The 22,441-nt window shown below is 37.7% G+C and carries 22 protein-coding genes; 21 read left to right on the forward strand and 1 reads right to left on the reverse strand.

Annotation, left to right across the window (positions count from 1 at the left end; genetic code table 11):
* The first annotated feature begins 97 nt into the window (after positions 1 to 97).
* The 21 genes from darH (at position 98) to flxY (ending at position 21,742) form a co-directional block, all read left to right on the forward strand.
* A complete protein-coding gene (gene darH / locus AC6F75_RS11700; protein ID WP_500715197.1) occupies positions 98 to 1,093 on the forward strand; it encodes a BtrH-related acyltransferase DarH in 996 nt (331 codons plus the stop codon).
* Between the two features lie 11 nt (positions 1,094 to 1,104).
* Complete coding sequence (locus tag AC6F75_RS11705; RefSeq protein ID WP_500715198.1) at positions 1,105 to 1,860, forward strand: ATP-binding cassette domain-containing protein; 756 nt, start codon at positions 1,105 to 1,107, stop codon at positions 1,858 to 1,860.
* Complete coding sequence (locus AC6F75_RS11710) at positions 1,850 to 3,127, forward strand: ABC transporter permease (RefSeq protein ID WP_500715199.1); 1,278 nt, start codon at positions 1,850 to 1,852, stop codon at positions 3,125 to 3,127. The genes AC6F75_RS11705 and AC6F75_RS11710 overlap by 11 nt, the downstream gene beginning before the upstream one ends.
* Positions 3,102 to 3,545 (forward strand): YbgC/FadM family acyl-CoA thioesterase, encoded by a 444-nt coding sequence (locus AC6F75_RS11715; protein ID WP_500715200.1) that lies wholly within the window; start codon positions 3,102 to 3,104, stop codon positions 3,543 to 3,545. Before AC6F75_RS11710 ends, AC6F75_RS11715 begins: the two co-directional genes overlap by 26 nt.
* A gap of 3 nt (positions 3,546 to 3,548) precedes the next feature.
* Positions 3,549 to 4,697, forward strand: coding sequence for a beta-ketoacyl synthase N-terminal-like domain-containing protein (locus AC6F75_RS11720; protein WP_500715201.1), 1,149 nt, complete (start codon positions 3,549 to 3,551; stop codon positions 4,695 to 4,697).
* A gap of 10 nt (positions 4,698 to 4,707) precedes the next feature.
* Complete coding sequence (locus tag AC6F75_RS11725; RefSeq protein ID WP_500715202.1) at positions 4,708 to 5,787, forward strand: methyltransferase; 1,080 nt, start codon at positions 4,708 to 4,710, stop codon at positions 5,785 to 5,787.
* A 151-nt stretch (positions 5,788 to 5,938) separates the two neighbouring features.
* The gene (locus AC6F75_RS11730) at positions 5,939 to 6,397 is read left to right on the forward strand and encodes a 3-oxoacyl-ACP synthase (RefSeq protein WP_500715203.1); all 459 of its coding nucleotides are present in this window, start codon (positions 5,939 to 5,941) and stop codon (positions 6,395 to 6,397) included.
* On the forward strand, positions 6,394 to 6,651 hold the full coding sequence (locus AC6F75_RS11735; protein ID WP_500715204.1) for a phosphopantetheine-binding protein: 258 nt from the start codon (positions 6,394 to 6,396) through the stop codon (positions 6,649 to 6,651). The genes AC6F75_RS11730 and AC6F75_RS11735 overlap by 4 nt, the downstream gene beginning before the upstream one ends.
* Positions 6,652 to 6,653: 2 nt before the next feature.
* A complete protein-coding gene (locus AC6F75_RS11740) occupies positions 6,654 to 7,850 on the forward strand; it encodes a beta-ketoacyl synthase N-terminal-like domain-containing protein (RefSeq protein ID WP_500715205.1) in 1,197 nt (398 codons plus the stop codon).
* Positions 7,850 to 8,917: a beta-ketoacyl synthase N-terminal-like domain-containing protein gene (locus AC6F75_RS11745; RefSeq protein ID WP_500715206.1), complete on the forward strand. Its 1,068-nt coding sequence runs from the start codon at positions 7,850 to 7,852 to the stop codon at positions 8,915 to 8,917. The genes AC6F75_RS11740 and AC6F75_RS11745 overlap by 1 nt, the downstream gene beginning before the upstream one ends.
* A complete protein-coding gene (locus AC6F75_RS11750; protein WP_500715207.1) occupies positions 8,904 to 9,674 on the forward strand; it encodes a polysaccharide deacetylase family protein in 771 nt (256 codons plus the stop codon). Before AC6F75_RS11745 ends, AC6F75_RS11750 begins: the two co-directional genes overlap by 14 nt.
* On the forward strand, positions 9,664 to 10,287 hold the full coding sequence (gene lolA2, locus AC6F75_RS11755; protein WP_500715208.1) for a flexirubin biosynthesis/transport protein LolA2: 624 nt from the start codon (positions 9,664 to 9,666) through the stop codon (positions 10,285 to 10,287). Before AC6F75_RS11750 ends, lolA2 begins: the two co-directional genes overlap by 11 nt.
* Entirely contained in the window at positions 10,259 to 10,882 is a 624-nt protein-coding gene (lolB2, locus tag AC6F75_RS11760; RefSeq protein WP_500715209.1) for a flexirubin biosynthesis protein LolB2, read from the forward strand. Before lolA2 ends, lolB2 begins: the two co-directional genes overlap by 29 nt.
* Positions 10,883 to 10,884: 2 nt before the next feature.
* Positions 10,885 to 11,502 (forward strand): outer membrane beta-barrel protein, encoded by a 618-nt coding sequence (locus tag AC6F75_RS11765; RefSeq protein WP_500715210.1) that lies wholly within the window; start codon positions 10,885 to 10,887, stop codon positions 11,500 to 11,502.
* Positions 11,502 to 11,873: an ApeI family dehydratase gene (locus AC6F75_RS11770; RefSeq protein WP_500715211.1), complete on the forward strand. Its 372-nt coding sequence runs from the start codon at positions 11,502 to 11,504 to the stop codon at positions 11,871 to 11,873. The genes AC6F75_RS11765 and AC6F75_RS11770 overlap by 1 nt, the downstream gene beginning before the upstream one ends.
* A 1-nt stretch (position 11,874) precedes the next feature.
* The gene (locus AC6F75_RS11775) at positions 11,875 to 12,360 is read left to right on the forward strand and encodes a hypothetical protein (protein ID WP_500715212.1); all 486 of its coding nucleotides are present in this window, start codon (positions 11,875 to 11,877) and stop codon (positions 12,358 to 12,360) included.
* A 39-nt stretch (positions 12,361 to 12,399) separates the two neighbouring features.
* On the forward strand, positions 12,400 to 13,587 hold the full coding sequence (locus AC6F75_RS11780) for a DUF2062 domain-containing protein (protein ID WP_500715213.1): 1,188 nt from the start codon (positions 12,400 to 12,402) through the stop codon (positions 13,585 to 13,587).
* Between the two features lie 2 nt (positions 13,588 to 13,589).
* On the forward strand, positions 13,590 to 17,270 hold the full coding sequence (locus AC6F75_RS11785; RefSeq protein WP_500715214.1) for a 1-acyl-sn-glycerol-3-phosphate acyltransferase: 3,681 nt from the start codon (positions 13,590 to 13,592) through the stop codon (positions 17,268 to 17,270).
* Positions 17,263 to 18,789 (forward strand): NAD(P)-binding protein, encoded by a 1,527-nt coding sequence (locus AC6F75_RS11790; RefSeq protein WP_500715215.1) that lies wholly within the window; start codon positions 17,263 to 17,265, stop codon positions 18,787 to 18,789. Before AC6F75_RS11785 ends, AC6F75_RS11790 begins: the two co-directional genes overlap by 8 nt.
* A complete protein-coding gene (locus AC6F75_RS11795; RefSeq protein ID WP_500715216.1) occupies positions 18,786 to 20,447 on the forward strand; it encodes a C45 family autoproteolytic acyltransferase/hydrolase in 1,662 nt (553 codons plus the stop codon). Before AC6F75_RS11790 ends, AC6F75_RS11795 begins: the two co-directional genes overlap by 4 nt.
* The gene (gene flxY / locus AC6F75_RS11800; protein ID WP_500715217.1) at positions 20,447 to 21,742 is read left to right on the forward strand and encodes a flexirubin biosynthesis putative acyl-CoA ligase FlxY; all 1,296 of its coding nucleotides are present in this window, start codon (positions 20,447 to 20,449) and stop codon (positions 21,740 to 21,742) included. Before AC6F75_RS11795 ends, flxY begins: the two co-directional genes overlap by 1 nt.
* A 6-nt stretch (positions 21,743 to 21,748) precedes the next feature.
* Here the strand turns inward: flxY and AC6F75_RS11805 are convergent.
* Positions 21,749 to 22,441, reverse strand: a 693-nt coding sequence (locus AC6F75_RS11805) for an alpha/beta hydrolase-fold protein (RefSeq protein ID WP_500715218.1), incomplete at its 5' end; no start/stop codon positions are given.

Genomic DNA, 22,441 nt, shown 5'->3' on the forward strand with positions numbered 1-22,441 from the left:
CCCCAGGTGTTTAGAAAACTTTCAGAGAAAATCCTTGCCAAATATGCAGATGCTTTTGACATCGAAATAGATTATTTAAAAAACTTCAAAGGTTAAAATGAAGATAGAATTTGCACACCAACAATCGGCACACTGTGAAAATGGAGTAGCTTCAAACCTCTTGAAGCATCAGGGCATTTCCATCAGTGAGCCTATGATTTTTGGTATTGGTGCCGGCATTTTCTTTGTGTATTTGCCTTTCTTAAAAGTGAACCACGCTCCCGTTGTGAGTTTTAGACCGATGCCGGGGCTTATTTTTAAGCGCGTAGTGAAGAAGTTGGGGATTTCGCTTAAGCGAAAAAAATTCAGATCACCACAAAATGCCGCTCAGGCACTGGATGAAAATTTAAAAAACAATATTCCCACAGGATTGCAGGTGGGGGTTTATCACCTGTCCTACTTTCCTGATGAATACCGTTTTCATTTTAATGCCCATAATCTGGTGGTCTATGGTAAAACCGAAGAAGGCTACCTCATAAGCGACCCTGTGATGCCGGGCCCAACAGTGCTAAGCCCAAAGGAACTGAACAAAGTGCGTTTTGCAAAAGGTGCACTGGCACCACGCGGGCAAATGTATTACCCCACTAAAATTCCAAATGAACTTAAACTTGAAAAAGCCATTATTGACGGGATTAAAAAGGCGTGCAGCCAAATGCTGGCACCGGTTCCTTTGGTTGGTATAAACGGTATGAAGCGGGTTTCAAAACAAATAAGAAAATGGCCTAAAAAGCACGGAATTAAAAAAACCAATCACTATCTGGGACAGATTGTGAGAATGCAGGAAGAAATTGGCACAGGTGGTGGCGGATTCAGGTATATTTATGCAGCCTTTCTTCAGGAAGCTGCCGGAATTCTAAAAAATGACAATCTAAAAGAGCTCTCTGCCGAGATGACTTTAATTGGCGACAAATGGCGTGATTTTGCCGTTAATGCCGCAAGAGTTTATAAAAACAGAAGCAATGTTGACGATGTGTATAACAGCCTTGCTGACGAACTTTTAAATCTTGCAGAACTGGAAAAAGCATTTTTTAAAAAACTAAAAAAATCAGTTTAGGGATTCATATCATGTCAAAAACAGCAATTGAAATATCAGGGTTGTATAAAAAATACAGAGACGCCGATGAATTTTCGGTAAATGATCTTTCTATTGCTGTTGAAGAAGGAGAAATATTCGGACTTCTAGGTCCAAACGGAGCCGGCAAAACAACTTTGATTTCCATGCTTTGTGGATTGTTAAAACCCACTTCGGGCAGCTTTACCATTTGCGGGCAAACATACAAGAGCAACAGTAATGAGATAAAGAATATCATTGGCATTGTTCCTCAGGAAATTGCGCTTTATCCCACATTAACAGCCAGGGAAAATTTAATGTATTTTGGCAGTATGTGCGGCCTGCCGGCCAATGAGTTGAAAACCAAAGTGGACAATGCCCTTGAAAAACTCAGCCTTACAAAATTTGCAAACAAAAAAATTGCCACATTCTCCGGCGGAATGAAACGACGTATAAACTTGCTCGCAGGAATATTGCACAACCCACAGGTTTTGTTTCTCGACGAGCCCACTGTTGGTGTGGATGTTCAATCAAAAAATGTCATCATAGACTATTTAAAGGCATTAAATCAGGAAGGCATGACCATTGTTTACACCTCTCATCACCTACTGGAAGCCCAGGATTTATGTACAAAAATCGCCATTATTGATCAAGGGAAAATTTATGCTCACAACACACCACAAGCATTGATTGCACAAACCCAAGGCGCCCATAACCTGGAAGATGTTTTTATAGCCATAACTGGAAAAGATCTTAGAGATGATACATAAACTGAAAAGGTCTGTAATCAAGGAAGTCCTCCTTCAAATGAGGGACCCCGGCGGGTTGGTAATCTTGTTTGTCATGCCTTTGGTTTTAATCATTACCATTACCTTGATTCAGGACGGTACTTTTCGTTCAGTTTCAGACACTTCAATTCCCATTTTGTTGATAGATAAAGATAATGGGCCAATTTCTGAAACTGTGAAAACCCAAATTTCAGAAAGTGGTTCTTTTGAAATGATTACACGCATCAACAACAAACCAATCACTGAAAATGAAGCTGCAGAAGCTGTATTTAAAGGAAGGTACCAACTCGCAATTGTTATTCCGGAAAATCTAAGCCGTGATTTAAAGAGAAAAGTAGATCAAAACGTGCTAGCCATCATAAGCAGTCTGGGTTTTGATGACGAAAGTGTGCATGAGGCAGAGGAAATCGCAACAAAAGAGATCATACTCTATTTTGATCCGGCAACGCAACAGGCATTTAAAAACAGTGTGAAAAACGCCATTGAAAGAATGATTGCAACCATTGAAACGCAATCTATATATAAGGCATTTGAAGAACAACTGGGGGAAGATGTCGAGTCACATTTTGAACAAGATAGTTTTATTGCTTTTCGCGAAATGATCCCTTCCGGTGAGGATAATATTATTCCGAATTCTGTTCAGCATAATGTGCCTGCCTGGACACTTTTTGCGATTTTCTTTATTGTGGTTCCACTCTCTATCAACTTGGTAAAGGAAAAACAGCAGGGTACTATGGTGCGTTTGATTTCAAACCCGGTTCCTTATGCAGTTGTTCTCACCGGAAAAACGATTACTTACCTTTTTATTTGTTTGATTCAGTTTTATTTGATGGTTGCTGTGGGCGTATTTTTATTTCCCTATTTAGACCTTCCTGCACTGAATGTTTCCGGGCACTTATTTTTGATGACCTTGGTGGCACTTTTTTCAGGTTTGGCGGCCATTGGCTTTGGGGTATTATTGGGAACCATTGCAAAAACTCCCGAACAATCTGCACCCTTAGGAGCAACATCAGTAGTGGTGCTCGCCGCTATGGGAGGGGTTTGGGTGCCGGTTTTTGCTATGCCTCAGGCCATGCAATATCTGGCAGTAGCCTCTCCAATGAATTGGGGACTTGAAGCTTTCTATGATGTGCTGTTGCGAAAGGGAACCCTAACTGACCTGCTCCCCGAATTTATTTTGTTACTTTTGTTTTTTATTATTACCGTTTTATTTGCAATTGGTTATGACAAAAAACAAAGAGCCGTTTAACGCATCAAATTCCTTAAGGTTTACAGAAAAAATAAGGGTGCGTTTCAATGAAACTGACCCACTGGGAATTGTTTGGCATGGCTACTATATATCCTATTTTGAGGATGGAAGGGAAGCTTTTGGAAGGCATTTTGGAATTTCTTATTTGGAAATTAAAAACCATGGTTATACAACGCCCATTGTAAAATCAGTATGTGAGCACAAACTCCCGTTGAGGTATGGTGAAGTGGCGACTATAGAAACCACTTTTATCAACTCCCCGGCTGCTACAATGATTTTTCACTATAAAATCTTTAACGGCAACAATCAATTGGTCTGTACCGGTGAAACCATTCAGGTGTTTTTAAACGAACAAGGTGAGCTTTCGCTTACAAAGCCCAAGTTTTTTACGGATTGGAAGAAGAAAATAGGACTGTAACAAATGGCTAAGACCTACATTTCATATAACAATATTTTTAGCAGTCTGGGTTTTGACAGCGAAACGGTGGTCAAAAATATTTCCAAAGGAATTTCAGGGCTTGAAAAATATGAAGATGCTTCACTTTTGCCCGAACCTTTCTGCGCTTCGATGATTTCTTCGGAAAAAATAAAGAATGAATTCAATAAAATTGCGGATGCTTCAAAGTTTACGAAACTGGAGCAAATGCTGATTCTTTCTTTAAAAAAAGTAATTGACACTTCAAATATTCCATTAAATGAAAGAGTGGGCTTGCTGATTTCAACCACAAAAGGGAATATAGACGTGCTCGAAAAAAAAAACAATTTTCCCGAAAGTCGCGCGTATTTGAGCGAATTGGGAAAAATAATTCAAAACTTTTTTGGTTTCAAAAACGAAGCGATTGTAGTTTCAAATGCTTGTGTTTCAGGGGTTTTGGCAATTTCCGTGGCAAAGCGATTTATTTTAGGGGGAAAATATGATCACGTTTTTATAACTAGTGGCGATTTAGTTACAAAATTTATTCTTTCCGGATTCAATTCGTTTCTAGCGTTATCGGCAGAACCCTGTAAACCCTATGATAAAAACCGAATTGGAATCAATTTGGGTGAAGTGGCCGCAAGTACTTTGGTTACTTCCTCAGATGATAATCTTCCAAATGAAGCCGTTGAAATTTTGAGCGATGCCACCTGCAATGATGCCAACCATATTTCGGGCCCATCGCGCACGGGCGAAGGACTTTTCCGAAGCGTTAAAGCTGCGTTGAAAGAAGCGAATATCACTGTAACGGAAATAGACTATATTGCTGCACACGGCACCGCCACGCCCTTCAATGACGAAATGGAGGCCATTGCGTTTAGCAGACTGGGAATGGAAAATGTTCCTCTAAATAGTTTAAAGGGGTTTTTTGGGCACACTTTAGGTGCTTCAGGATTGCTGGAAACTATTGTGGGAATGTATTTTATAGAGAAAAATATTCTTTTTTCTTCCAAAGGATTTTCCGAACTTGGCGTTTCAAAAAAAATAAATGTCATTAAGAATAATACACCGAAAAATTTGCAAATCTTTTTGAAAACAGCCTCAGGCTTTGGAGGATGCAACTCCGTGGTGATTTTAAAAAAGGCAAACAACTAACCAATTAAAAATGTCAAATTCAACAAAAAAATTGAGCGCCATTGAAGCGTTGGAAGAAGCCCACCGGATTGCTTTTGCTCCCTTTGTTTTCCAAGCTTCCGTGTCACTTCGGAAACTTGGGATTCTCGATTATATTTTTGATCAACGTGATGCCGGTGGCCCCACAGTAACAGAGATTGCTGAAAAATTATCGCTTAGCCCGTATGGCGTTGGCGTACTTTTGGAAATAGCGCAAACCTCTAATATAGTGTGTAAAAATGAAGAAAGCCAATACGAACTTACAAAAGTGGGCTATTTTTTAAACTACAATACTACAGCTAGAGTAAACCTTAATTTTGCAAATGATGTTTGTTACAAAGGGCTTTTTCATTTAAACGATTCCATCAAAAACGGGAAGCCTGAGGGGCTAAAAGAACTTGGTCAATGGAAAACCATTTATGAAGGACTTTCACAGCTAAAACCAACCGAGCAACAATCCTGGTTTGATTTTGACCATCATTATTCTGATGATATTTTTGGAGAAGCATTAGAAAGAATATTTGAAAGAAAGCCGAAAACCCTATTTGATGTTGGCGGAAACACAGGCAAGTTTTCCATTAAATGTTGCAGTTTCAATAAAGATGTAAATGTGAAAATAGTTGATTTGCCTGGCCAGTTGAATATGGCTATGGCCAATGCCGAAAGTAACGGTTTTAGAGATAGAATCTCTGGCCACGCTATTGATTGGCTTTCTGAAAACCCTCAAATTCCCTGTGGTGCAGACCTTATCTGGATGTGCCAATTTCTGGATTGTTTTTCTGAAGACGAAATAGTAAAGATTTTAAGTGCTTGCACAGAATCTATGGATGATTATGCCGAATTGATAATCGTTGAAACCTTTACTGACAGACAGGCTTTTAAGGCTTCGCAATTTATTTTGGAAGCCACTTCACTCTATTTTACGGTACTTGCAAACGGGAACAGCAAAATGTATCCGGCCAGTGTTTTTTTAAGATTGATTGAAAAAGCAGGTTTGAAACTGAAGGAAGATATCAAATTAGGCGAATATCACACCATGTTGGTCTGCGAAAAAAAATATAATTTTGTCTGAAAAGTTCTGCATTAAAAGTTATTCTCATATAAAAAACCAGACCGTTTCGGTAAATGGAAAGGCAACTTTTAGGGATGATTCCAAAGATTTTTCAGTATTTATTAAGAACACATATAAGTTTTTGAATACGGATTATCCCAAATTTTTCAAAATGGACAATCTTAGCAAACTCGCTTTTTTAGCGGCCGATGTTCTGCTAAAAAGCGAAAACTTAAACAAAGAAGAAAATAATATTGCCCTCGTTTTCTCGAACAAAGCTTCCAGTTTGGACACGGACCGAAAACACCAAAACACAATTGAAAACAATGAACAATACTTCCCTAGTCCGGCAATCTTTGTTTACACATTACCAAATATTTGTTTGGGAGAGATAAGTATTAAACACAGGCTTTATTCTGAAAATAGTTTTTTTATCTTTGACCACTTCAAGGCAGAACATTTACAAATTTACACCAACAGTTTATTGCGAAGAGGAAACGCCGAAAAAGTACTTTGTGGCTGGGTGGATTTTGATGAAAACAGCTACGAAGCTTTTCTATATTTAGTTGATAAAGAAGGCGAAATTAAACATAACACTGAAGAAATAACCAGATTATACAATACGTTATGAGCGAATTAAAAGAAATATTGAAAACAAAAATCATTGAGGCGTTAAACCTTGAAGATATTGATTTAAACGACATTAATGACGACGACCCCCTTTTTGGCGACGGCTTGGGTTTAGACTCTATTGATGCTTTGGAACTTATTGTGCTAATGGACAAAGACTACGGCATAAAACTTACAGACCCCAAAGAGGGCAAAACTATTTTTCAATCCATCAACACTATGGCGGCCTACATAGCTGAACACAGAAAAAAGTAAGTATGTCAAACAAGGTAGCCATCACCGGAATGGGAATTATTTCTTCCATTGGAACCAATGTGGAGGAAAACTTCCATGCGTTGATTCACGGAAATACCGGAATCACCCCTACCGATTACATGGAAACCATTCACAAAGACACACTGAAATTTGGCGAAGTTAAGTTCAGCAATCTCGAGCTTGAAAAATTGTTGAGACTACCACCCGATCATCGTTTTCCAAGAACTTCTCTATTGGGCGCTTTTGCAGCAAGCCAAGCTGTTAAAGAAGCAGGGGTTCAAGATGTCAATGAAGTGCCCACGGGGCTTATTTCTTCCACCAGTGTGGGCGGAATGGACAAGACTGAAAAATACTTTTATGAATATTTTGACAATGAAAGCGTTAGAAGATTTATCCTAAGTCATGACGCCGGAGAAACTTCACATCAAATAGCAGACTATCTTGGAATCAAAGGGTTTGTGACTACCATTAGCACGGCTTGTTCGTCAGCGGCAAATGCCATTATGATGGGAGCCAGGATGATTCAATCCGGAAAACTGGAACGTGTGATTGTTGGCGGAGCTGATGCCTTGTCTATTTTCACAATCAACGGATTCAACTCCCTGATGATTTTAACCGATGGTGTAAATACTCCATTTGACCAAAACCGAAAAGGGCTGAATTTAGGTGAAGCAGCTGCATATCTGGTGCTTGAATCTGAAAATCAAGTAAAAAAATCAAACAAAAAAGTATTGGCTTATCTTACCGGTTACGGAAATGCCAACGACGCTTTTCACCAAACAGCTTCTTCTGAAACCGGGGAAGGAGCCACGCTTGCGATGCAAAAAGCATTTGCTGTTTCAGGTCTAAAAACCAGTGATATCGACTACATCAACGCCCATGGCACAGCAACACCCAACAACGATTTGTCTGAAGGGCGGGCCATTCAAAATATATTTGGCAAAAATGTACCGGTGTTTAGTTCTACCAAACCGTTTACGGGCCATACACTGGCTGCATCAGCATCTGTTGAAGCGGTTTACAGTATTTTGTCTTTGCAAAACAATGTGGTGTTTCCCAATATGAATTTTGAAACACCTATGCAGGAATTTGACCTGCTACCACAAACAAAGTTGCTGAAAAAGGAAATCAATCATGTATTGTCCAATTCATTCGGGTTTGGCGGAAATTGTTCCACATTAATATTTTCAAAAAGCTGATGGAAAAATGTTATATCAATGGCATTGGATGTGTTTCTGCCCAAAAAACTTTTGGTGGAGGTTTTCTTGATGAAGTGGAAATCAACACTACAGACAACGTGCTTTCAGCTGTTAATCCTGATTATAAAGCATTTATTTCCCCGGGAGTCATACGAAGAATGGCCAAAGGCGTAAAAATGGGCATTGCAGCATCACAATTTGCATTGGCAGATGCAGGTGTACAAATGCCCGATGCAATTATCACCGGTACGGGCATGGGTTGTCTTCAGGATTCTGAAAAATTCCTGAAAGCGATTATTGATAACAAAGAACAATACTTAACGCCCACCTCTTTTATCCAGTCCACTCACAACACTGTTGGCGGACAAATAGCCTTGAATATGCAGTGCAAAGGCTACAATTTTACTTATGTAAATGGAGCCGTTTCTCTGGAATCTGCTTTGCTGGATTCCAAAATGCAAATTGAAAACGGTGAGGCCGGCACTATACTTGCCGGGGGTGTAGATGAAACTTCTGGACACACTTTTTCGCTTTATGAGCTAATCGAAGTGATAAAAAACAAAAACAATGCTCCAGTTGATGTTTTGCAACCAAAATCAAAAGGAGTTGTAATGAGTGAAGGGGCAGGGTTTTTTGTTCTGGAAAACAAAAAAACTGATAATACATATGCAGTTTTTGAGGATATTCATATACGGAATGTGCTTTCAGAAAATGAAGTTAAAACCTTTATCACAGACTTTTTGAACAGCAACAAACTTACTATCTGTGATGTAGATGCCATTGTTTTAGGAAACAATGGCGACTCAGGATTTGACCACTATTTCCATAATGCAGCATCCCTTTTTGAAGAAACACCACAAATGTATTACAAACATTTAAGTGGCGAGTTTAACACAGCATCCACTTTTGGAATATGGGCTGCGCTTAATGTCTTAAAACAGCAACACATTCCTCAAGTAATCCAATTGAATGGGCTTACAAAAGAGCTTTATAAAACGGTTTTGCTATATAATCAGTACCGGGGCAAGGACCACAGTTTAATTTTACTGAAGCATGTGGACTTTTAAAAACATATCAGTTGTATGTGGATTGGCTTTTGCCGGTTTATTAATTGGCGCCTTGTTTTATGAGCTCAGTATTGGCTGGGCAATTTTGGCCTCGCTTTTTTGGCTGGGAAGTGTGGTTTGGGGTTCGTTAACCATTCAGTCCGGGTATTTTGTAAAAACTTATAACAGCGGAATCAGTCAAAACCAAATCGCTATAACTTTTGATGACGGTCCGCATCCGGCGACACTGCAAGTGCTGAAACTGCTCGAAAAACACAAGGCCAAAGCCACCTTTTTTTGTATTGGGAAACAAATTGAAAAGCATCCGGAAATTTTCAAAAAAATCATTGAGAATGGTCACACCGTGGGCAACCACAGCTATTCACATTCTAACGTTTTTGGGTTTTTTTCTTCTGGAAAAGTGAAAAAGGAACTGGAACAAACCGATGCTTTAATAAAAAAACATTCAGGTAAAAAGCCGGCTTTTTTCAGACCTCCTTTTGGGGTGACCAATCTGCACATCAAAAAGGCACTCAATAAAACAAAGCACTATACCATTGGCTGGAACATCAGGTCACTAGATACGGTAATAAAGTCTGAAAAAAACATTTTAAATCGAGTTATCAATCGTCTTAAACCCGGAAGTATCATACTTTTGCACGACACTTCCCAAAAAACGGTCAACCTCTTGGAACAGTTATTGATTCATCTGGATCGTGAGAATTATCAACCGGTAACAGTTGATCAACTTTTAAACATTCCTGCTTATGAAAATTAGATTACTTTTTCTTTTGTTGATGCCGGTTTTTTCTTTTGCTCAAGGCGAAAGAATGACTGAACGTGAAGCTCTTGAATTCAGAAATCAGGCAGAAAATACTGCAAAATCCATTGAAACGCTTAAAACTGATTTTGTTCAGCAGAAACATATGAGTTTTCTTTCACAGCCCATTGAAACATCCGGAGAAATGCTGTTTCAAACTCCTGACAAACTGCTTTGGAAATACACCAAACCTTATGTTTACAGTATTATTTTTAATAACAATAAAGTCCATATCAATAATGATGGTGCTAAAAGCACGATTGATGTGGGAAACAATAAAACGTTTGAAAAAATCAATCAGCTGATAGTGGGCAGTGTTAGCGGAAACCTTTTTGATGACGAGTCTTTTGAGATTTCAATTTACAAAAACAGCCGTTTTAACACGGCTGTTCTAATTCCAAAAACTTCTATAAAACAATATATTTCGCAATTGGAACTCAATTTTTCAAAAACTGACCACACAGTTGTGGAAGTTAAACTGATAGAACCTTCAGGAGATTTTACACAGATTAAGTTCAAAAACAAAAAAACAAACATTCGCCTTGAGCCGAACACTTTTACAAATAAGTAGTTTTATACTTCTTTTTGTTTCCTGTAAGTCATATGTTCCGCCGGGGGCTGTTTTGACTGAAAGCAAACGGGAAGCGATAGAAAACAACTACTTTTCAGATAAAGGGAAGGACTATATCTATCGCGCCAATATTGAGGCCTATGGCAACACGTTCACCGGATTGTTTATTGTGAAAAAAACCAGCGAAAATCTTCATCGCGTGGTGTTGACTACAGATTTCGGTTTTAAAATGCTTGATGTGGAAGTGTCACAAGACTCTTTTGAGATTCACTTCATTATAGAACAGTTGGACCGAAAAGCTTTTAGGAAAACATTAGAAGAAGATTTTAAAGTTTTATTAAAACCTGAGTTTCAAGTGTACGAAACCTACAATGATGGACGTTCTGATATTTTTAAAAGTAAATTTGAAAACAAAGAGGTGTTTGTTTGTCAAAATTTTGAAAACAACACTATTGAGGAAATAAAATTGATATCAAATTCAAAAGTAAAAGTAAGTTTCAATTTCACTTCCGAAAACAATACTTTTGCTGATTCAATCACGATCAAACACAACGACCTGGATTTAAAAATTAACCTAACCCCATACCAAAATTAAAAATGAAAAAACCCCTCTTTATTGCCTTATTATGTCTTGGAACTTTTATTGCAAGTCAAGCTCAAGTATCTTTTAGTCCCGGCCTGAGGGGTGGGGCAAATTTTTCAAAAATTACCCAAACAGAGTCTTCTTTTAAAACTGATTTTTACATTGGCGGATATGGGGCTTTAAAGCTGGGAAGACTTTATACCTTACAACCCGAAATCACGTATTCAAATCAAGGAGGGAAGGATATTGAAGTTCATGATTATAATTACAATACCAATCAGTCAACTGTGAGCTATGAAACAATTACAATTTCTTATGTTTCAGTTGGGATTATCAATAAATTTAGTTTTAATGACCGTGTAAATTTTCATCTGGGTCCTTTAATCGATATACAAACCGGCAGAAATATATATTCAAATTCTGAAGTAGATTTGGCTTTTACAGCTGGTTTGGGATATAACCTAACCAACAATCTATCTCTTGAAGGTAGAATTAAAAAAGGAATCGTTGATGTTTTTGATTCTTACTATCAAAGTTCAAATTCGCCTTTTGTGGGAAATTATAACACAAATTTCTTATTTCAAGTGGGACTTTCATATACCTTTGACATACAAAACTCAAACTCAAATTGATGCTATTAAAAGATTTTTATAAAGTTAACGGTATAGAAAGCAAAGGTGAAAGCAACTATAATGCGTTGGTATTCTTGAACAAAGACCACGATGTGTTTAAGGGGCATTTTCCCGGAAATCCGGTCACACCGGGAGTGTGTATGATGCAAATCATCAAGGAATTGTGTGAAGAAATCCTTGACGAGAAGTTGATGCTTAAAGCCGCCTCCAACGTAAAGTTTATGGCTTTAATAAATCCCGAGGTGAACCCCGATTTGCGCCTTGAACTTTCAATCAACAGTAACGAAGTTGGCGAAATTAAAGTGAAAAACACCACATATTTTGATGATACCATAGCCCTAAAACTATCAAACACCTACATAAAACAATAGATTGAAATTTGTATTTTACATATTGACCATTTTCCTTTTTGCGCCTGTTTCAGGTTTGGACAGCATTCGCGAAGCCTATTTTTCAGGAGCCAAAACCGAAGAATCTGCCATAGAATTTAACGCTATGATGGCTGAAACAGATATGGCCACACCTACACATAAAGCGTATTATGGTGCCGCACTGGCACTTAAAGCTAAATACGGTCAAAATGTAAAAGAGAAAAAAGAGTTTTTTATTGAAGCTGTAGATTATATTGAAGCTGTAGTTAAAGCAGAACCCAACAACATAGAAATCAGGTTAATCAGGTTAAGTGTTCAGGAAAACAGTCCGCGCATTGTCAAATACAAAACCAATATGGATGAAGACAAAAACCTGATTATGCAAAACTACAGCGAGCAATCCACCGCTGTTAAAAAATGTATCAGGGACTATGTTTCCAATTCTGGGTTTTTCACCAAAGAGGAAAAAGAGCAAATTTTAAACTGATAAATTCAGTAAATTTGTGTCAGATTTTCCTTTTGTCTTATGCCAGAAACCACAAGCCTTTTTAAAACCCAAAAGCCACTCAAGGTTTGTGTCCTTATTCCCACATACAACAATCAAAACACTCTTGCTAAAGTTATTGATGAGGTATTGTTGCAAGTTGAAGTTGTAATTGTTATCAATGACGGGGCGACAGACAATACTGCAAGCATTTTAAAAAAACACCCACACATTGTTTTAATTGAGTATCCCAAAAACAAAGGAAAAGGACAGGCATTAAAACTGGGTTTTCAAAAATCTCGTGAGTTTGGATTTGATTATGCCATCACCATAGATTCTGACGGGCAACACTTTGCTGATGATATTCCTGTTTTTATGGAAGCTTTACATCGTGAAAATCACCCGGTTCTTCTCATAGGAAGCCGGAACATGAAACAGGAAGGTGTTCCAAAAAGGAGCAGTTTTGGAAACCGTTTTTCCAATTTTTGGTTTTGGTTTGAAACAGGAATTCGGCTTAGTGATACACAATCCGGATACAGGGCATATCCGCTGAAAGCCATTCCCAAAAAATACTTCACCACACGATTTGAATTTGAAATTGAGATCATTGTTCGTTCAGCCTGGAAGGGCATTCCCGTAAAAAATATTCCCATTAAAGTGCATTATGATTTACAAGACCGAGTGAGTCATTTCAGGCCATACAAGGATTTTTTCCGCATAAGCGTGTTGAATACAGTTTTGGTTTTAATCATGCTGTTATATATCAAACCCCGTGATTTTTTCAGGAATTTTCAGAAAAAAAGCATCCGTCGGTTTATTAAAGAAGACCTGCTTGAAAGTTCAGGATCTTCAATGAAGAAGTCTTCTTCCATTGCGTTGGGAGTGTTTATCGGCATAAGTCCGTTTTGGGGGTTTCAAACGGCATTGGTGATTTTTTTGGCAGTAATTTTAAGGCTTAATAAAGTGCTGTCTTTTGCTTTTTCAAACATCAGCATTCCTCCTATGATTCCGGTAATCATATTTCTTTCGTTAAAAACAGGAGCCCTTTTCATTCCCGGAAAAGTCACACTTGAAGGGATAAAATCATCGCCTTTTGAAGCCATAGAAGCCAGCTTGTTTCAATATGTTTTAGGCAGTTTCATTTTAGCAACTGCCTCAGCAATTCTTTTTGGGGTTGGAAGTTATTTATTACTTTCGCTTAAAGCGAAAAAAGATAAATCGCCGGCATAAACATGCATCACTTTTTCTACAAAATTTATCAAACCATTCAACTCCGAAAATGGACAGCAATTTTATCGGCTGTACTGGTGTTGGCCGGAAGTTTGTTTTTTGCTTTTCAAATTAATTTTGAAGAAGACATCTCGCGGGTACTCCCCAAAAACGACCAAACCAATATCACTGCAAAAGTGCTGCAACAGCTTGACTTTTCTGATAAAATCGCGGTGATAATCCAAAGCGAACCACAAGGCAGTTTTGATGATCTGACTCAAATGGCGACAACATTTTTGGATAGTATTGCCACACTAGACGATTATATTGAAAAAGTGCAAGGTCGCCTGGAAATGGAAGATTTTCAACAAACACTGGATTTTGTTTATGAAAACTTACCGCTATTTCTCACACCCAAAGATTATGAGGTAATTACTTCAAAATTTAAATCAGACAGCTTAAAAAAGATTACCGAAAACAACTTCAGAACATTGGTTTCTCCCACCGGAATGGTATCCCGTGATATGATTTTAAAAGACCCTTTGGGCATTTCATTCCTCGGACTTCAAAAACTTCAACACCTGAATGTGGATGAAAACCTTGAATTTGAAAACGGATACTTAACCACCCGTGACCGCTCTAAAATCCTGTTGTTTTTAATACCGGGACTTTCGGGAAGTGAAACCAAAGAAAACACGGTTTTTGCAGAGAAATTAAATGACATTAAATCTCAATTAAATAGCGAATTTTCCGGAAAAGCCAGTATTGATTTTTTTGGAGCAAACCTGATTGCCGTTGCCAATGCTTCACAAATTAAAAGTGATATTTTAACAACAATAACCTTGTCTTTAAGCGCCTTGATGTTACTGCTCATTTTTTACTACCGCAATATATTCATCCCGTTGATTGTTTTTGTGCCCACGATTTTTGGCGCTTTAACGGCCCTGGCCTGTGTATACTTTTTGCTGGGAACAGTTTCTGCCATTTCAATTAGTGTGGGAGCTATTTTGCTGGGGGTAACTCTCGATTATTCCCTGCATATCCTGACGCACTTTAAGCATAACAACAATGTCAAGGCGTTGTTTGAAAACATCACCAAACCTGTAGTAATGAGCAGCGCAACAACTGCTGCGGCTTTTTTGTGCCTACTTTTTGTAGAGTCTGATGTTTTGAAAGATTTGGGGGTTTTTGCGGCAATCAGTGTGATTGCTTCTGCCTTTTTTGCTTTGATTTTGATTCCACATTTGTACAGGCCAAAAGGGAAAGAAAAAGCTGAAAAACATCACTTTTTTGACAGATTGGCCACGGTAAAATTTCACAAACACAAAGTATTGGTTACAATTATGGCTGTTATGGTAGTTGCCGGACTTTTTGTTTTCCACAAATTGCAGTTTAACAATGATATTTCAGCACTTAATTATGTTTCAAAAGATTTAAAAAATGCCGAAAAAAAACTGGAAAGCATCACCCATTTAACATCCAAATCGATTTACATCATTGCTTATGGCAACACTGCTGAAGAAGCCTTGCAAAAAAATGAAGTGGTGTATGAACATCTGAAATTGGCCGAAGAAAAAAAAGAAATTATCAGGTTTAGCTCCATTGGGAATGTGCTTTTTTCTGAAGCAAAGCAAAACCAACTGATAGAAACCTGGGAAACATTCTGGAATACTGAAAAAAAAGAAAACCTTCAACAAGCACTTATTGAAGAAGGAAAAAACTTCGGCTTTAAACCCGAAACCCATGCCCGTTTTTATACACACCTTGAAAACAAGTTCAAAGTAAAAACCTTAAGCGATTTTAAAAGAATATCAACGTTCCCTGTAGATGAATTTGTATCAGAAAATGATGGGTTTTATACGATTTCCACTTTGGTAAAAATTGAAGAGTCAAAACGAGAAGAGTTGATGGACGTTTTTCAGAATACTGAAAATGTCTTGCTGATTGACCGTCAGGAAATCAATGAAACCTTTTTAGGACAACTTAAAGACGATTTTGGCGATTTAATCAATTATTCTTTAATTGTTATTTTATTGTTGTTGTGGCTATTCTTCAGGCGCATTGAGTTGGTGCTTGTAAGTGCCATTCCAATAGTGTTGACAGCCATTGTAACGGTAGGTGTCCTTGTGTTACTGCAAATCCAGTTAAATATTTTCAGCTTAATTGTTTGCACACTTGTTTTTGGTATAGGGGTAGATTTCAGTATTTTTATGACCAGTGCCCTGCAAAAAAGGTACACGGGCTATAAAGTTGCCATCAGCACTTACAGGGCGTCAATTTTATTAGCTGTTTTAACCACAACACTTGCTATTGGGGTATTGATTTTTGCGAAACACCCGGCATTAAAGTCTATCTCGGTAGCCTCTATTGTAGGTGTGTTTTCAGCACTTGTGGTTACATTTGTGTTTTACCCCTTGTTGTTTCAGTTCTTCTTTGAGAATAGGGTAAAAAAAGGAAAATCCCCAATTTCATTGCGCATATTTCTATTTTCTTCTTTTTCATTTTTCTACTATGGATTGGGGGGGCTGTTGATAACCGTTTTGGGGCCTGTTTATATGCTTTTAGTCCCGACAAAAAAAGAAACCAAAGTAATGTGGTTTAGGAAATTACTGTCAAAATATTTAATGTCAGTTTTATATACTAACCCGTTTGTAAGAAAAAAAATCATCAACTCACACAATGAAACTTTTGAAAAGCCCGCAATAATTATTTCAAACCACAGCTCGTTTTTAGATTCCATTACTATTGGGCAGTTGCATCCAAAAATTATTTTTCTGGTCAATGACTGGGTGTATAATTCATCCATAATTGGTGGTGCTGCGCGGTTAGCGGGATTTTATCCGGTGTCAAAAGGTTTGGAAAGTGGGGTTTCCCACTTACGCGAAAAAGTTAAAGAGGGTTACTCCCTGATGATTTTCCCGGAAGCCACCCGTTCTCCTGATAATGTTTTGAGGCGTTTTCACAAAGGGGCATTTTTTCTGGCTGAAGAATTTAAAATGGATGTATTACCGGTGTATATTCACGGAAATTCGGAAGTATGCCCTAAGGATGACCACATCATTTATGACGGAAGTATAACAGTGATTATTGGTGAACGCATCTCACATAGCGATATGAGTTTTGGTAGTAATTTTAAATTGCGAACAAAATCCATAAGCAAGTATTTCAAAAAGGAATTTTCTGAAATAAGGACTGAAATTGAAGACGAAAATTACTTCATCAATAAAATTCAGCTCAACTATTTATACAAAGACAAAATGGTTGTTGATGAGGTTCAGAAAAGTTTGAGAAAACACAAAACAGCATACCATAATCTCAACAATCATTTAGCTGTAAATGAACGCATTTTACACATCAACAACGACTATGGTCAATGGGACGCACTGATAGCACTACAAGAACCCAAACGAAAAATAGACAGTTTCATAATTGATGCTGTAAAAAGAAGGATTGCCCGGTCGGGGTATCTTGTGAAAAAAAGGACAATTAATTATATTGAAGACCCTGAACTTTCAGAAAATGAATGGCAAACTTTGATGATTTCAGGGGTTGAAGTTGATGAAGCCCTTTTAAACAAGTTGTTGTTACAGGCCAATGTTGTTATATTAATACATAACTTTACGTTGAAAAATAAATTGTCAGAGTCTTTTAATTTAGAATACGAAAAAGACTTTTTGGTATTCAAGAAAATAAACAGTGAATAAAAAATATGATTTTGTAATTATAGGAAGTGGTCTTGGCGGTTTGGTTTCTGCATTTATACTTGCCAAGGAGGGCAAGAAAGTTTGTGTGTTGGAGAAAAACCGTCAATATGGTGGCAACCTGCAAACCTTTGTAAGAGACAAAACAATTTTTGATACCGGGGTGCATTACATAGGAGGTCTTGAAAAAGGTCAAAACCTGTATAAGTATTTTTCTTATCTGGAAATTATGGATCAACTTCGTTTAAAAAAGTTAAATGAAGACGGCTTTGATTGTATCACATTTGATGATGACGAAAACATTTATCCTCACGCTCAAGGCTATGAAAATTTTGTCAAGCAATTGGTCAAATATTTTCCCGATGAAGAAGATAACCTGAAAAAGTATTGTGAAAAATTAAGCTATACCTGCGATTCCTTTCCATTTTATAACCTGAGAAGTGGCGCAGGTTATCAAGACAAGATTTTATCTCTCAATGCCAAAGAATACATTGACAGCGTGACTAATAATGAAAAGCTGAAAGCCGTACTTGCGGGTTCAAATACATTGTATGTTGGTATCCCCGAAAAAACACCTTTGTATGTGCATTCTCTTTCGGTCAATTCATACATTCAAAGTGCCTGGCGTTGCATAAATGGTGGCAGCCAGATTACAAAACAACTTATCAGGCAATTAAAAAAGTATCGTGGCGAGGTCTATAATTATCAGGAGGTTGTAAATTTTGAAACAGAAAACAATAAAGTAAATGCAGTAATTACAAAAAAGGGAAACCGAATAGAGGCAGATACTTTTATATCTAACATTGAGCCTAAAACCACACTAAAAATGGTGGGTGAGAAACATTTTAGAAAAGCGTATTTCAACAGGATTCAGAGCCTTGAAGCCTTGCCATCAGCTTTTAGTTTATACTTGGTTTTTAACCCGGAATCTTTCCCCTATTTAAACCATAATTATTACCACTTTAAAGACAGTTCAAGAGTCTGGCATGCCCATGAATATACTCAGGAAACCTGGCCGGAAGCCTATATGGTTTCAATGAATATTTCTAAGGAAAACCAAAAATGGGCAGAGAGCTTAACAGCCATCTCTTATATGCACTTTGATGAGGTAAAACAATGGGAACACACTCACAACACCGTTTCTGAAATTGAAGAAAGAGGAACAGCTTATGAGCAATTTAAAAAGAAAAAAACTGAAGTCTTTCTAAAAGAAATTGAAAAAAAATTCCCCGGCATAAGAGACTGCATCCAGTCTGTTCATACTTCAACACCACTTTCATACAGGGACTATATTGGCGGATATAAAGGCAATCTTTACGGTTATGTAAAAGATTCGAACAACCCAATGAAAACATTTATTTCACCCAAAACAAAGCTGGAAAACCTCTACCTAACAGGTCAGAGCATCAATATGCACGGTATTTTGGGAGTAACAATTGGTGCAGTGGTGACCTGTTCAGAAATATTGGGTAAAGAGTATTTGATAGAAAAAATCAATAAAGAACTTGAATTGCAATCATGAAGTTTTCGATTAAAATAGCATCCTTTTTAATCGCAATTATCTTTTTAATTTCTTGTGGAACATCAAAGTCTGTAAATAACCAACCCATTGTAGAAGGTTACAATCAAGAAATTCCTGTTGTTGAGGTAATTACAGACACATTAATTTCCTATAAGTCAAATTTCTTATCAAAAAACCAATATGGACTTTGGGAGCTGAAAATTTCCGGAGACCCATTACAACTAGGATTAATCAATGGTGCATTAACCAAGGATTTGCTTCACTATCAGGAAGCTGTTTTTTTTGCAAAAGTAGAAGAGATTGTTCCATCAAAATTTAAACAAAACCTGTTACGTGGGTTCCTAAGGTGGTACAACCGAAAACTTCACCTCCACGTTCCTGAAGAATATAAAACTGAAATTTACGGCGTTTCACATTTTGCCTCAGGCCAATTCAACTTTATTGCACCTCAATACTTGCGATTGCTTTATCTGCATGCAGCCCATGATATTGGCCATGCACTTCAGGATTTAGCATTGGTGGGGTGCACTTCTTTAGCTGTTTGGCATGATCAATCTGAGGATGGAAGGCTGCTTATTGGGCGAAACTTTGATTTTTATGCAGGTGATGATTTTGCCAAAAATAAAATTGTTGCATTTGTCACCCCAGATAAAGGACACCCTTTTATGTCAGTTACCTGGCCGGGGATGATTGGTGTGGTTTCAGGGATGAATCTAGAAGGACTTACTGTAACCATGAATGCCGGGAAATCTGAAATTCCAATGGTAGCCAAAACTCCGGTTTCGATTGTTGCCCGTGAAATTTTACAGTATGCCAAAAACATCGATGAAGCCATAGCCATAGCAAAACAAAGAGAAGTATTTGTTTCAGAAGCTATTATGGTGGGTAGTGCAGTTGACCGAAGGGCAGTTCTCATTGAAATGTCACCGGAAAACTTTGGAGTTTATGAGGTTCAAAATTCCGGCAGTTTGATTTGTTCCAATCATTTTCAAAGTGATGCTTACAAAGATGACAAGCGAAACCTGAAACACATTGAAGAAAGTCATTCCCAATACAGGTTTGAACGCGTAGAGGAGTTGCTGGAAGAAAACGACAAACTGAATCCCCAAAAAATGGCAGAAATACTCAGAAACAGAAAAGGGCACAACAATAAAAGCATTGGCTATGGCAACGAAAAAGCACTCAACCAATTGTTGGCACATCATGGCATTATTTTTAAACCTGAAGAGCGTTTGGTTTGGGTTTCAGCTCCACCATACCAGTTAGGAACTTTTGTTGCTTATGATTTGAATGAAATATTTAACCAAAACAAACAGGTTTCTGTTACTTTAGCATCAGAAAACAAAAATATCCCTCAGGATGAATTTATGAATAGTCGGGCGTTTAAAAACTATGAAAAATTCAGGGTTTTAGACAGAAAAATGGATCAGGCAATCAACAACAACGAAAGGTTGAGCACGCAATTTATTTTGGAGTATCAAAAATTAAATCCCGACTATTGGGTGCCTTATTACAAAACCGGAAAATACTATTTGCAAAACAAATGGTATGCAGCAGCCAAAACACAGTATGAAAAGGCACTTGCCAAAGAAATTACAACACTGGTTGACCGCAGAAATATTGAAAAAGAATTGACAACCATAAACCGAAAGCTTTGATGAATTTAATTCCTAAAATAGAAACTGCTTCAGTAGAAGAAATACAGGCTTTTCAAAATCAAAAGCTGGTTCAACAACTTACTTATCTCAATGAGTTTTCGCCTTATTACAAAACACTTTTTAAGAAAAATAAGTTTGACATCAATGCTATTAAAACTGTAAAAGATTTGGCTAAGCTTCCGGTAACCACAAAAACCGATTTGCAGGAACACAATGATGATTTTTTTTGTGTTCCGAAATCAAAAATCATTGATTATGTGACTACTTCCGGAACATTAGGAAAACCGGTTACATTTGGTTTAACCGAAAAAGACCTGGAGCGACTCACTTATAACGAAGCCGTTTCTTTAGCTTGTGCAGGAATTCAGAAAGGCGATGTGGTGCAACTGATGACCACTTTAGACCGGAGGTTTATGGCGGGATTGGCCTATTTTCTTGGTTTACGAAAAATAGGCGCTGCGGCGGTTCGGGTTGGAGCCGGAATCCCTGAATTACAATGGGACTCCATTTTAACCTACCAGCCCAAATATCTGATAGCTGTTCCCTCGTTTCTCTTGAAAATGATTGAATTTGCCGAAAAAAACAATATCGATTACAATGCATCGGGCGTTAAGGGTGTGGTTTGTATAGGCGAAACTTTAAGGGAACAGGATTTCATTCCCAACCAACTAACCAAAAAAATTACCGAAAAGTGGAATATAGAATTGTATTCTACATATGCCTCTACCGAAATGTGCACCGCTTTTACCGAATGTGAAGCAATGCAAGGCGGTCACCTTCATCCCGAGTTAATTATAACAGAAATTTTAGACGATAACAATCTACCCGTTCAAAACGGGGAAATGGGGGAGCTTGTTATTACTACGCTGGGTATTGAAGCAATGCCTCTTTTGCGTTTTAAAACCGGAGATATTGTACGGGCACATCATGAGCCTTGCAGTTGTGGCAGAAATACGCTAAGGTTGGGTCCGGTTTTGGGCAGGAAACAGCAAATGATAAAATACAAGGGCACAACACTATACCCGCCGGCCATGCACGACCTGATGTCTTATTTTGAGGAAATTCAGTTGCATCAAATTGAAATTTCTACCAATGAAGTTGGCACTGATGAGATATTAATCAAAATTGCATCTCCCATTACCACAGATGAGTTTTTAGACGAAATTAAAGATCATTTCAGGGCAAAACTTCGAGTTACACCAAAAATGGAATTAGTAGATTATGAGATACTTGAAAAAATGGTACTTCTTCCGGCAAGCAGAAAGCCATTGACTTTTATTGACAATCGGAAGTAATCAGAATTACCCTTTGATAAAACTCAAGCAGTCACTTAAAATTTCTACATAACTGTCTGGCAGCGATTTTTCATTCCAGGGGTGCTTAACATTAAAGACATGGTCTGCTCCTTCAATTATTTTTAATTCACTTTTTTTACTCCAGTTGTGAAGGGCTTTTGCTTCGTCGAGTGGAACTGCAGCATCTTCAGTACCGTGAATGATGAGGTGTGGTTTGTTTAAGGATTTAGCGGCACGTTCAATATTTAAGCGTTCAGAATTCTTGTAAATATCTTCGGCAATTTGGTAGTAAAGCGGCAGTTTTTGTTTGGTCCGGCTGTTTTCAACATAGATTACACCTTCACTTTTCCAGTTATTGTATGTTTTTTCGTCAATAAATCTTGCGCTGAAATTTGAAACACCGGCAAATGAAATCACTTTATCAATTCTTGAGTATTCAGAGGCTTTGATAATGGCAGTTCCACTTCCACGGCTGTGTCCCATAACGGTTAATGAATTTGAAGAACTTAAATCGGAAAAATCATTTTGGGTGTCTATCCAGTTTAAAACAGTATCTAGATCATCCAATTCTATGGTGAAATTGTTGTTTCCAAAGGCTTCCATATCTGTCAGTTCTTCGGGATGTTCAGGAGTACTTCCATTATGTGAAAAATTGAACTTGATGCAGTTCACGCCATTTTCAGCAAAAAATCCTGCCAG

The sequence above is a fragment of the Planktosalinus sp. genome (genome assembly GCF_059864935.1).

Excerpts from the sequence above, each read along its gene's own strand:
- darH (WP_500715197.1), top strand. The coding sequence starts at position 98 with ATGAAGATAGAATTTGCACACCAACAATCGGCACACTGTGAAAATGGA.
- AC6F75_RS11705 (WP_500715198.1), top strand. The coding sequence starts at position 1,105 with ATGTCAAAAACAGCAATTGAAATATCAGGGTTGTATAAAAAATACAGA.
- AC6F75_RS11710 (WP_500715199.1), top strand. The coding sequence starts at position 1,850 with ATGATACATAAACTGAAAAGGTCTGTAATCAAGGAAGTCCTCCTTCAA.
- AC6F75_RS11715 (WP_500715200.1), top strand. The coding sequence starts at position 3,102 with ATGACAAAAAACAAAGAGCCGTTTAACGCATCAAATTCCTTAAGGTTT.
- AC6F75_RS11720 (WP_500715201.1), top strand. The coding sequence starts at position 3,549 with ATGGCTAAGACCTACATTTCATATAACAATATTTTTAGCAGTCTGGGT.
- AC6F75_RS11725 (WP_500715202.1), top strand. The coding sequence starts at position 4,708 with ATGTCAAATTCAACAAAAAAATTGAGCGCCATTGAAGCGTTGGAAGAA.
- AC6F75_RS11730 (WP_500715203.1), top strand. The coding sequence starts at position 5,939 with ATGGACAATCTTAGCAAACTCGCTTTTTTAGCGGCCGATGTTCTGCTA.
- AC6F75_RS11735 (WP_500715204.1), top strand. The coding sequence starts at position 6,394 with ATGAGCGAATTAAAAGAAATATTGAAAACAAAAATCATTGAGGCGTTA.
- AC6F75_RS11740 (WP_500715205.1), top strand. The coding sequence starts at position 6,654 with ATGTCAAACAAGGTAGCCATCACCGGAATGGGAATTATTTCTTCCATT.
- AC6F75_RS11745 (WP_500715206.1), top strand. The coding sequence starts at position 7,850 with ATGGAAAAATGTTATATCAATGGCATTGGATGTGTTTCTGCCCAAAAA.
- AC6F75_RS11750 (WP_500715207.1), top strand. The coding sequence starts at position 8,904 with ATGTGGACTTTTAAAAACATATCAGTTGTATGTGGATTGGCTTTTGCC.
- lolA2 (WP_500715208.1), top strand. The coding sequence starts at position 9,664 with ATGAAAATTAGATTACTTTTTCTTTTGTTGATGCCGGTTTTTTCTTTT.
- AC6F75_RS11765 (WP_500715210.1), top strand. The coding sequence starts at position 10,885 with ATGAAAAAACCCCTCTTTATTGCCTTATTATGTCTTGGAACTTTTATT.
- AC6F75_RS11770 (WP_500715211.1), top strand. The coding sequence starts at position 11,502 with ATGCTATTAAAAGATTTTTATAAAGTTAACGGTATAGAAAGCAAAGGT.
- AC6F75_RS11780 (WP_500715213.1), top strand. The coding sequence starts at position 12,400 with ATGCCAGAAACCACAAGCCTTTTTAAAACCCAAAAGCCACTCAAGGTT.
- AC6F75_RS11785 (WP_500715214.1), top strand. The coding sequence starts at position 13,590 with ATGCATCACTTTTTCTACAAAATTTATCAAACCATTCAACTCCGAAAA.
- AC6F75_RS11795 (WP_500715216.1), top strand. The coding sequence starts at position 18,786 with ATGAAGTTTTCGATTAAAATAGCATCCTTTTTAATCGCAATTATCTTT.
- flxY (WP_500715217.1), top strand. The coding sequence starts at position 20,447 with ATGAATTTAATTCCTAAAATAGAAACTGCTTCAGTAGAAGAAATACAG.